This is a genomic window from Bradyrhizobium sp. P5_C11_2 (assembly GCF_054049755.1).
This window is the reverse complement of record NZ_JBFULT010000262.1, coordinates 1-10,274: the sequence shown is the minus strand read 5'-3', so window position 1 is coordinate 10,274 and position 10,274 is coordinate 1. Positions and strand designations below refer to the sequence as shown.

10 protein-coding genes are annotated in these 10,274 nt (G+C 65.5%); 6 read left to right on the top strand and 4 right to left on the bottom strand.

Features of this window, described 5'->3' with window-relative positions; genetic code table 11:
• Positions 1 to 922 (top strand): autotransporter outer membrane beta-barrel domain-containing protein (locus ACXJL8_RS22960; protein ID WP_456685637.1); only part of this gene is annotated, 922 nt, incomplete at its 5' end.
• Positions 923 to 1,075: 153 nt separating this feature from the next.
• Positions 1,076 to 1,504 carry a hypothetical protein gene (locus ACXJL8_RS22955; RefSeq protein WP_456623880.1) on the top strand — a complete coding sequence of 143 codons (429 nt, stop codon included), beginning with the start codon at positions 1,076 to 1,078 and terminating at the stop codon, positions 1,502 to 1,504.
• Positions 1,505 to 1,636: 132 nt separating this feature from the next.
• On the opposite strand, the gene ACXJL8_RS22950 is transcribed toward ACXJL8_RS22955, so the two are convergent.
• Positions 1,637 to 2,323 (bottom strand): GntR family transcriptional regulator, encoded by a 687-nt coding sequence (locus tag ACXJL8_RS22950; RefSeq protein WP_456623881.1) that lies wholly within the window; start codon positions 2,321 to 2,323, stop codon positions 1,637 to 1,639.
• 228 nt (positions 2,324 to 2,551) lie between these two features.
• On the opposite strand from ACXJL8_RS22950, the gene ACXJL8_RS22945 reads away from it, so the two are divergent.
• From ACXJL8_RS22945 to ACXJL8_RS22930, 4 genes are all read left to right on the top strand, one after another.
• Positions 2,552 to 3,160 carry a TRAP transporter small permease gene (locus tag ACXJL8_RS22945; RefSeq protein WP_456623894.1) on the top strand — a complete coding sequence of 203 codons (609 nt, stop codon included), beginning with the start codon at positions 2,552 to 2,554 and terminating at the stop codon, positions 3,158 to 3,160.
• Positions 3,160 to 4,416 (top strand): TRAP transporter large permease, encoded by a 1,257-nt coding sequence (locus ACXJL8_RS22940; protein ID WP_456623882.1) that lies wholly within the window; start codon positions 3,160 to 3,162, stop codon positions 4,414 to 4,416. The genes ACXJL8_RS22945 and ACXJL8_RS22940 overlap by 1 nt, the downstream gene beginning before the upstream one ends.
• 23 nt (positions 4,417 to 4,439) lie before the next feature.
• Entirely contained in the window at positions 4,440 to 5,423 is a 984-nt protein-coding gene (locus ACXJL8_RS22935; protein ID WP_456623883.1) for a TRAP transporter substrate-binding protein, read from the top strand.
• Positions 5,424 to 5,495: 72 nt separating this feature from the next.
• On the top strand, positions 5,496 to 6,422 hold the full coding sequence (locus ACXJL8_RS22930; RefSeq protein ID WP_456623884.1) for a dihydrodipicolinate synthase family protein: 927 nt from the start codon (positions 5,496 to 5,498) through the stop codon (positions 6,420 to 6,422).
• A gap of 100 nt (positions 6,423 to 6,522) precedes the next feature.
• Here ACXJL8_RS22930 and ACXJL8_RS22925 read toward each other — a convergent pair whose 3' ends face one another.
• The 3 genes from ACXJL8_RS22925 to ACXJL8_RS22915 form a co-directional block, all read right to left on the bottom strand.
• A complete protein-coding gene (locus ACXJL8_RS22925; RefSeq protein ID WP_456623885.1) occupies positions 6,523 to 7,434 on the bottom strand; it encodes a hydroxymethylglutaryl-CoA lyase in 912 nt (303 codons plus the stop codon).
• Positions 7,435 to 7,441: 7 nt separating this feature from the next.
• Complete coding sequence (locus ACXJL8_RS22920; protein WP_456685636.1) at positions 7,442 to 9,457, bottom strand: acetyl/propionyl/methylcrotonyl-CoA carboxylase subunit alpha; 2,016 nt, start codon at positions 9,455 to 9,457, stop codon at positions 7,442 to 7,444.
• A 4-nt stretch (positions 9,458 to 9,461) separates the two neighbouring features.
• On the bottom strand, positions 9,462 to 10,274 hold an 813-nt coding region (locus ACXJL8_RS22915; protein ID WP_456685635.1), incomplete at its 5' end, for a carboxyl transferase domain-containing protein.

The following is a 10,274-nucleotide window of genomic DNA, read 5'->3' as shown; positions in this document are numbered from 1 at the left end:
CAAGCGCTCGGGCGCCGAGCGCGACGCTTACGCCGCCATCTATCGCAAGGCGCCGCTGGCGCAGGTGTATGAGCCGCGCTGGAGCGTGTGGGCATCGGGTTTCGGCGGCACGCAAACCACCGACGGCAACGGGACACTCGGCTCCGGCACCACCACCAGCCGCATCGCCGGCGCTGCGGCCGGCGTCGACTACTGGTTCTCGCCGTACACCGTGGCTGGCTTTGCGCTCGCCGGAGGCGGCACCAACTTCTCGGTGGCGAATGGCGGCACCGGCCGCTCCGACCTGTTCCAGGCTGGCGCCTTCGTGCGGCACAATATTGGCCCGACCTATGTCACCGGCGCGCTGGCCTATGGCTGGCAGGATATCACCACCGATCGCAACGTCACCATTGCCGGCACCGATCATCTTCAGGCGCGCTTCAACGCCAACGCGTATTCCGGCCGACTCGAAGGCGGCTACCGCTTCGTCGCGCCGTGGACCGGTGGCGTCGGCGTCACGCCCTATGCGGCGGGCCAGTTCACCACCTTCGATCTGCCGGCCTATGCAGAGCAGGCGATCACGGGCAACAACACCTTCGCCCTGAGCTACGCTTCGAAGACCGTCACCGACATCCGCAGCGAGTTCGGCCTGCGCACCGACAAGTCGTTCGCGTTCAACGACGCGATCGTCACGCTGCGGGGACGCGCCGCTTGGGCCCACGACTTCAACGCCGACCGCAACGTCGCCGCGACCTTCCAGGCGCTGCCCGGCTCATCCTTCGTCGTCAACGGCGCCGCGCAGGCGCACGACGCGGCGCTGACCACCGCGTCGGCGGAAGTGAAGCTCGCAAGCGGTCTGTCGCTCGCCGCCACCTTCGAGGGCCAGTTCTCCGACGTCACCCGCAGCTACGCCGGCAAGGGCACCGTGCGCTACGCGTGGTGAGGCCGCGTGCGACGGCGCCCTCGACAGCACCGTAGGGCGGCTTATCTAACCCTCCCTGCGATTGCCACTCACTCTTTTCGCCGCGCGCGCGGCGCGATCGCGCTGCCGGATCTCGTGATGGGGCCGGACGGGAGCAGGTGATGGGAGGAGTCGTTGGCGCAAGGCGGTCCAGGCATCGGCGGCTATCTCATTCTTGCCCTCGTCCTGTTCACGCCGTTTATCCTCGGCACATTGGCGGGCGTCGCATTCACACGTCTCATCAAACGTCGCGGCTGGCGGCCCCAGGTGATTTCCGTATGGCCGATATCGGTGATGTTCGGAACGCTGGCCTACGTCGTCGCGCCGGCGCTTCCATTCGCCATCTATGCGATTGTGGAGTTGCAGCCGTTCGCGCTTTTCGCAGGGCTGGCGGTTGCACTGTTCTACACGTGGCCGATCTGGCTGCTGATTGGGCCGGTATTCTTCATCTACGTCTCCTATCTCAAGAACCGACGGAAGTGGCTGAGAGACTCGACGGTCGTATACCTGTCGGCCTTTGCCTTGGCGTCTGAATGCGCGTTTATGTTCTGGTTCTCGCATTGAAGAGGGGCAAGTTCGTAGGGTGGGTTAGCCGCGCGGATACGCGAAGCGCAGCCCGAGAGGCGTAACCCACCTCGTCTGCTTCCGCGGAGACACACAGTGGTGGGTTACGCCTTCGGCTAACCCGCCCTACGATTACGGCTTGCGCCGCCCCTTCGGCGCGATCGTGCTGCCGGCCACGACCTGCAACAGGTCCTTGCGCACGGCTTCGATGTGCCGTTCCAGAAATCGGCAGGCTTCCTCGACCTTCTGCGCGCGGCAGAGCGCGATCAGATGGGCGTGCTCCTTCTCGGCCGTCCCCATCGCCTTGGTGTTGGAGAGCTGGAGGCGCGTGTAGCGGTCGCTGGTCTGGAGCAGCGAGAGCACGATCGCACGGGTGCGCGGCTGCGGGGCGTGCATATAGAGCGCCAGATGGAAGTCGGCATTGAGCTGCCCCCAGTCGCTGACATTCTTCGCCTTGATTGCCTTCTCGAATTGCCTGTGGATGTCGTCCAGCGCATCGAAATCGTCCGCGGAGAAATGCGGCGCCGACTGCGCCAGCAGCCTTGGCTCCAGGATGCAGCGCAGGTCGAACACGTCGTTGATCTCGTCCAGCGACAGCTCGGAGACGATCGCGCCCTTCTGCGGCACGATCCGCACCAGCCCTTCGGCCTCGAGCTGGAATAGCGCTTCGCGAACAGGGATGCGGCTGACGCCATAGGTGTCGCCAAGCGCGTCCTGGCGCAGCTGCGAGCCGGCCGGATAGGTGCCGTCGAGGATCGCCTGCCGGAGCTGGTCGACGATCGCAGCCGACAGCGTGCGATGCTTCAGAGGCTGTTTCATCTGACCTTCTCTTGTCCTTTCCGACTCATCGGCCGAAGCGGTCCCTCTCTTGCATGCTGAAGGACCTAACAAAAGCTAGGGCGCCAGCAAAAGCCGGTGCCCAGCAAAAGCGCGTCCTGCCGCCGAATTGACCGCAATCTCCGTTTGACACCCAAAATGTATAAATTATACATTCGGCGATAGCACGACAAATTTCGGGGTTGGGGCCTCTCCATGATCGAGCAGACGATGCCGACCACGCGCGCGTTCAGCGTCCGACGCACGGTCGTCCGCGCCTCCAGTGCCCTGCTCGCCTGCGAGCGGATCGCGCTGATGGGCCTGATGTACCTGCTCACCGGCCTGATCCTGGTGAACGTCGTGACCCGCTACTCGCACTTCCCGATCTACTGGATCGACGAGTCCGCGGTCTATTGCGTGGTCTGGCTGACCTTCATCGGCGCCTCGGCGATGACGCGGCTGCGGCTCGACTTCGCGGTCACGATGCTGACGGAACGTCTTTCGCCCCGCCACCAGAAGATCGCGAAGGTGATCTCGACCGGCCTCGTCGTCGTATTCGGCATCGCCCTGATCGTCACCTGCGTGCTCTGGATGGATCCGATCGGATTGGCCCGGGCCGGTTTCGACGGGCGCAAGCTCGCCGCCGACACCTTCAACTTCCTCTACACCGAGCACACCCAGACGCTGAACTGGCCGACCTGGGTCCTCTATCTGACGCTGCCGATCTTCGCGGTGTCGATGACCGTGCATGGCCTCGCCAACCTCCTGGAAGATCTCGAACTGGTGCCGCGGACGCCGCCAAAGGGCTTTGCGCTCTCCGAGCTTGACGGGGTCAACTGATGATCACCTCGGCAGCCTTCGTCGCGATCATGCTGGTCGGCGTGCCGATCGGCCTCTGCCTGTGCCTCGCCGGCCTCGTCTACATCGCCGCATCCGGCAACCCGGTGCTGTTCCAGTCCTATCCGCTCCAGCTGTTCGGCGGCGTCGACAGCTACGGCCTGATCGCCATTCCGCTCTTCATCCTGATCGGCGAGATCATGAACGGCGGCGGCATCACAAGGCGCATCGTCGACATGGCGATGGCCTTCGTCGGCTCGCTCAAGGGCGGGCTCGCCTACGTCAACATCCTCGCCAACATGTTCATCTCCTCGATCCTGGGATCCGCCACCGCGCAGGTCGCGATCATGGCCCAGATCATGGTGCCGGAGATGGAGAAGAAGGGCTACGACAAGACCTTCGCGGCGGGACTGACCGCCTATGGCGGCATGCTCGGTCCGATCATCCCGCCCTCGGTGATGTTCGTGGTCTACAGCGTGCTCGCGCAGGTCTCGGTCAGCGACATGCTGATCGCCGGCATCGTGCCGGGCGTCATCCTCACCGTGATGTTCTGCCTCGTCATCGCGCTGATGGGATACATCTACAACTATCCCCGCGCCGACTATCAGACGCCGCGCCAGCGCGTCATGACGATCGTGCGGACCTCGCCGACGCTGCTGATCCCGATCGTCATCGTCGGCACCATCTTGAGCGGCCTCGCCAACGCGACGGAATCCGCCGCTGTCGGCGCGGTCGCCGCGGCACTCGTTGGGAAATACTGGACCAAGGAGTTCGAGTTCTCCCAGCTGCCGCAGATGATGCTGCGCAGCGGCATCTATTCGGCGATCGTGCTGTTCCTCGTCGCCGCCGCAGCCGTGTTCTCCTGGGTGCTGATCTTCGGCAAGGTGCCGCAGGAAACCGCCGGCTGGATCCAGTCGGCCGCCAAGGACCCGATCAGCTTCATGCTGATCTGCAACGTGATCCTGCTGGTGATCGGCACGGTGATCGCCGGGCTGATCATGACGGTGCCGATCCTGCTGCCGGTCGCGACCGACGTCTATCACATCGATCCCCGGCATTTCGGCGTCGTCGTGGTGATCAACCTGGTGCTCGGCCTGCTGTCGCCGCCGGTCGGGCTCTGCTTCTTCGTCGCGGCCGCCGTCACCGGCGCCAAGCCCGGCAAAATGTTCATGGTGACGCTGCCCTTCTTCGTCATCTCCTGTGTCCTGCTGGTGCTGCTCTCGCTCTATCCCTCGCTCTCCCTGATCCTCATCAAATAGGCCCATCCAAAAGGAGCCCGACCATGCCGCTTTCACGCCGCCGCTTTCTCGCCGCCAGTGCCGCCGCATCGGTGTTCGCACCCTCGCTTGCGCTCGCCCAGGCCAAGGAATTCCGCCTCGGCCTGATCACGCCGAACGGCCATTCCTGGAACAAGGCCGCCATCAAGTTCGGTGACGAGCTCAAGGCCGCGACCAGCGGCCGCCTGACCCTGACCGTGTTCCACTCCGGCCAGCTCGGCAACGAGCCCGCGATGATGCAGCAATTGCAGTCGGGCGCGCTCGACATGGGCTTCATCCAGGCCGCCGAGCTCGGCTCGCGCGTGCCGCACATCGCCGCGATCAACGCGCCCTACATCGTCCGCTCGACGCCTGCGGTCGCGAAGTTCGTGCGGCATCCGGCGGCGATCAAGCTGTTCGAGGTGCTGCCGCAGGAGACCGGCACGATCGGGCTCGGCTGGGGCATCACCGGCATGCGCGCGGTATTCTCGTCCAAGGACCTGAATTCGCTGGCCGACATCAAGGGCATGAAGCTGCGCATCAACCCGACGCCGGTCTATCGCGACTTCTATTCCTCGCTGGGTGCCGCGCCGACGCCGATCCCGACGCCGCAGGTGTTCGACGCGATGGCCAATGGCCAGGTCGACGGTCTGGAGGCCGATCTCGAATTCTCCTGGAACCAGCGCTTCGACAAGGTCTCGAAGGTCATCCTCCAGATGAACGCCGTCTTCATGCCAATGGCGGCGGTCGTCTCGGGCCGGGTCTGGCAGACGCTCCCCGCAGCCGACCGCGAGCTGATCGCCAAGACCGTCAAATCGACGCTCGACGCGCAGATCGACGAGTTGGCCTCCAACGAGCCCGCCCTGATCGAGAACTTCCGCAATGCGCCGATCCCGATCCGGCAGGTGCCGGCCGGCGATACCGAGGCGGTCATTGCCGAGTTCGACAAGATCTGGCTGCCCAAGGCGCCGGTGCTGGCCGAATTGCGCAAGGTCGGCGCGACGCTCTGATCCCATCCGTCATCGTCTTCACAGCACCCGGCGGCGCCAGCCCCCCGCCGGCAATACACTTGGAGTGAACTCATGAGCCCCCGCATTTCCTGGCAAGGCGTTTTCCCGGCCGTCACCACGCAATTCCATGACGATCTCTCGCTCGACATCGATGCGACCGCGAAGGTGATGGACGGGCTGATCCGCGACGGCGTCTCCGGCCTGATCGTCTGTGGCTCCGTCGGCGAGAACACCTCGCTGGAGCGCAAGGAGAAGGTCGCGATCATGGAAACGGCGAAGTCGGTCGCCGCCGGGCGCGTGCCCGTGCTGTGCGGCATCGCCGAATTCACCACGGCCTTCGCGGTCGAGACGGCGAAAGAAGCCGCACGTGTCGGCATCGACGGCGTGATGGTGATGCCGGCCCTGGTCTATTCGTCGAAGCCGCACGAGACCGCCGCGCATTTCCGCGCCGTTGCCACCGCGACCGACCTGCCGGTGATGCTCTACAACAATCCGCCGATCTACAAGAACGACGTCACGCCGGATATCCTCGCCTCGCTCGCCGACGTCGAGACCGTGGTCTGCTTCAAGGATTCCTCCGGCGACACGCGGCGCTTCATCGACACCCGCAACATGGTCGGCGACCGCTTCGTGCTGTTCGCAGGCCTGGACGACGTCATCGTCGAGAGCGTCGCCATGGGCGCGGTGGGCTGGGTCTCCGGCATGTCGAACGCCTTTCCGCGCGAAGGCGAGACGCTGTTCCGGCTTGCCAAAGCGGGGCGCTTTGCCGAGGCGATGCCGCTCTACGAATGGTTCATGCCGCTCTTGCATCTCGACGCGCGCCCGGACCTCGTCCAGTGCATCAAGCTGTGCGAGCACATCATGGGCCGCGGCACCGCGCTGACCCGCCCGCCGCGGCTGGCGCTACTGCCGCAGGAAAAGGCCGAGGTCGAGGCCATGATGGTCAAGGCGCTCAAGAACCGGCCGCGTTTGCCGGATGTCGGGCTGAAGGCGGCGTAAGCGTGCATTGCGTAGGGTGGGCAAAGCGAAAGCGTGCCCACCATTTCCAAAAACGATCGCGGAGAGATGGTGGGCACGGCGCTATGCGCCTTTGCCCACCCTACGAAGTGGCCCGCTTCTTCTTCGCGTTCAGCGCGGACGCCACGCGGCTCACGGGCGGCTTGCCCAGCACGCCGCTGATCTCGTTCGTGGCCGCCAGAAGCTTGTCCATGTCGACGCCAGTCCTGACGCCCATGCCCTCGAGCATGTAGACGACATCCTCGGTCGCGACATTGCCGGTCGCGCCCGGTGCGTAGGGACAGCCGCCGAGACCGCCGGCGGCGGCATCGATGACGCGGACGCCCTCCTCCATGCCGGCATAGAGATTGGTGAGCGCTTGGCCGTAGGTGTCGTGGAAATGCATCGCGAGATGGGCCGCGGGGATGTTGGCGACAACGGCCCGCAGCATCTCCTTCGCCTTGACCGGCGTGCCGACGCCGATGGTATCGCCGAGCGAGATTTCGTAGCAGCCGAGATCCCACAGCGTCTTCGCCAGATCCGCCACGGCCTTGGGCTTGATCTCGCCGTCGAACGGACAGCCCAGCACGCAGGAAATATAGCCGCGCACCCTGACGCCGTCGGCCTTGGCGCGTACCAGCACCGGCTTGAACCGCTCGATCGACTCCGCGACCGTGCAGTTGATGTTGGCCCGCGAAAAGCCCTCGGACGCCGCGGCGAACACCGAGACGACCTGCGCGCCCGCCGCGCGTGCGGCGTCATAGCCCTTCTCGTTCGGCACCAGCACGTGGAATTCGGCGCCCTTCACGTGGGCAACGCCGCGCAGCACGGCATCGGAGCTCGCCATCTGCGGGATCGCCTTGGGCGAGACGAAGGCCCCGACCTCGACGGTGGTGAGGCCGGCTACGACCAGCGCCTCGACGAAGGCGATGCGGGCCTCGACGCTCACAGGCGTCTTCTCGTTCTGGAGGCCGTCGCGTGGCCCCATTTCGATGATGCGGACCTGGTCGCTCATGTCACTCTCACTCGCCCGACGGCTCGACCACGGCGAGCTCGACGCCTTCCTGGACGATGTCGCCGACCTTGCATTTGATCGACTTCAGCACGCCGGCATAGGGCGCGCGCAGCGTCTGCTCCATCTTCATCACCTCCAGCGTCAGGATCGGCGCGCCCTTCTCGAGCGTGGCGCCCTCCTCCGCCAGCACGGCGACGACCGTGCCCGGCAGCGGTGCCGCGATCTTGTCCTCGCCGGCCTGCTCCTCGGTCTCGCCGCCGAACGGATCGACCCAATGCAGGTCGAAGCGGCCGTTGCGGGTGCGCAAGTAAAGCTCATGGCCGTCGATGACAGCCGCGACCTGTGACTTGACACCATCAAGCGTCAGATCGAAGCCACCGTCCCGCGGGACAATCGCGAACGCCAGCTCGCGTTCGCCGATCAGCAGCGTCGACGGGCCGCTGCCGTAGTTCAGCATGATCTTCTGCTCGGGCCCATGTCCGATGCCGTGTCCGACGCGGAAGGCAAAACTGCGCTGGCGGCGGCCGACCGGCATCCAGCCAAACGTCTGCCACGGCGAATTCGCGTTCACCCGGGCAGCCTTGCGCTCGTCGTTGATAACAGCGGCAACCGCCGCGCACAGCTCGAGCTCGCCGGGCGCTGCCGCAGCCGGTGTCAGGACCGCCAGTTCACGCTCGATGAAGCCGGTGTCGATCGCGTTGGCCCGCACTTTTGGGTGCGTCACCAGCGCCGACAGGAACGGGATGTTGGTGACGATGCCGCGGACGTCGGACTCTTCCAGCCCACGGTTCAGCCGCTCGATTGCGACGTCACGCGTCGGCGCCCACGCGATCATCTTGGCGAGCATCGCATCGTAATAGGGCGAGACGCTATCGCCCTCGCGATAGCCGGCATCGATGCGCAGGCCGCCGGTCTCGGCCGGCAGGCGCCAGGTCGATATCTTGCCGACCGACGGCATGAAGTTCTTGGTCGGATTTTCGGCGTAGACACGCGCCTCGACGGCGTGGCCGTTGAGGYGGATCTCGTCCTGCTTCAGCGGCAGCGCCTCGCCGAAGGCGACGCGCAGCTGCCACTCGACCAGGTCGATGCCGGTGATCAGCTCGGTCACGGGATGCTCGACCTGAAGGCGCGTGTTCATCTCGATGAAGAACACGTCCTTGCCGTCGGAGACGAACTCGATGGTGCCGGCACCGACATAGTCGACGGCGCCCGCCGCTTTTCGCGCGGCGGCGCAGACGGTTTCGCGCTGCGCGGGGTTCAGCGTCGGCGACGGCGCCTCCTCGATCACCTTCTGGTGCCGGCGCTGCAACGTGCATTCGCGCTCGAACAGCGAGAGCAGATTGCCGTGGCTGTCGCCGATCACCTGCACCTCGATGTGGCGGGGATTGTCGACATATTTCTCGATCAGCATGCGATCGTCGCCGAACGCGGCCTTGGCCTCGCGCTTGGCGCTGACGATCGCCGGCCCAAGCTCGGCCGCCGAGCGCACGATACGCATGCCGCGGCCACCGCCGCCGGCAGACGCCTTGACCAGCACGGGAAACCCGATCTTGCCGGCCGCCTTCGACAGCGTCACCTCGTCCTGGGCCTCGCCGTGATAGCCGGGCACCAGCGGCACGCCGGCCTTCTCCATCAGCGCTTTCGAGCCGGACTTCGAGCCCATCGCCGTCATCATTCCGGCGGTCGGCCCCACGAAGACCAGCCCCGCATCGAGGCAGGCATGCGCAAACTCGGCATTCTCCGACAGGAAGCCGTAGCCGGGATGCACGGCCTCCGCGCCGGTCTTGCGCGCGGCCTCGATCAGCCGCTCGACGTTGAGATAGCTGTCGCGGGCCCGCGCCGGCCCCAGCAGCACGGCCTCGTCGGCGAGCGCGACATGCATCGCGTCACGGTCGGCCTCGGAATAGACCGCGACCGTGCGCAGGCCCATGGCGCGGGCGGTGCGGATGACGCGGCAGGCGATCTCGCCGCGGTTGGCGATCAGGAGCGTGCGAAAACGCCGGTAGAGCTTTGAGCGGTCCATCGCATCACATCCTGAACAGGCCGAATTTCGTCGGCTCGATCGGCGCATTCGACGCCGCCGAGAGGCCAAGCCCGAGCACCAGCCGTGTGTCGGCCGGGTCGATCACGCCGTCGTCCCACAGGCGCGCGGTCGCATAATAAGGATGCCCCTGGCTCTCATATTGCGCGCGGATCGGGCTGCGGAATGTCTCTTCGTCTTCCTTCGACCAGCTATCGCCCTTGGCCTCGATATTGTCGCGCCGGACCTGGCTCAGCACCATCGAAGCCTGCTCGCCGCCCATCACCGAGATGCGCGCGTTCGGCCACATCCACAGGAAGCGCGGTGAGTAGGCGCGGCCGCACATGCCGTAATTGCCGGCGCCGTAGGAGCCGCCGATGACGACGGTGAATTTCGGCACCGAGGCGGTCGCAACCGCGGTGACGAGCTTGGCGCCGTCGCGCGCGATGCCGCCGGCCTCGTATTTCTTGCCGACCATGAAGCCGGTGATGTTCTGCAGGAACACCAGCGGAATGCCACGCTGGCAGCACAGCTCGATGAAATGCGCCCCCTTCAGCGAGCTCTCGCTGAACAGGATGCCGTTGTTGGCGATGATGCCGACCGGAAAACCCCAGATATGGGCGAAGCCGCAGACCAGCGTGGTGCCGTAGAGCTTCTTGAATTCGTCGAACTCCGAGCCGTCGACGATGCGGGCGATGATGTCGCGGACATCGAACGGTTTTCTGCCGTCGACGGGCACCACGCCGTAGATCTCCTCCGCGGCAAACAGCGGATCGCGCGGCGGATGCATATTGAGGTTCGGCCGCGCTAACGGTTTGAG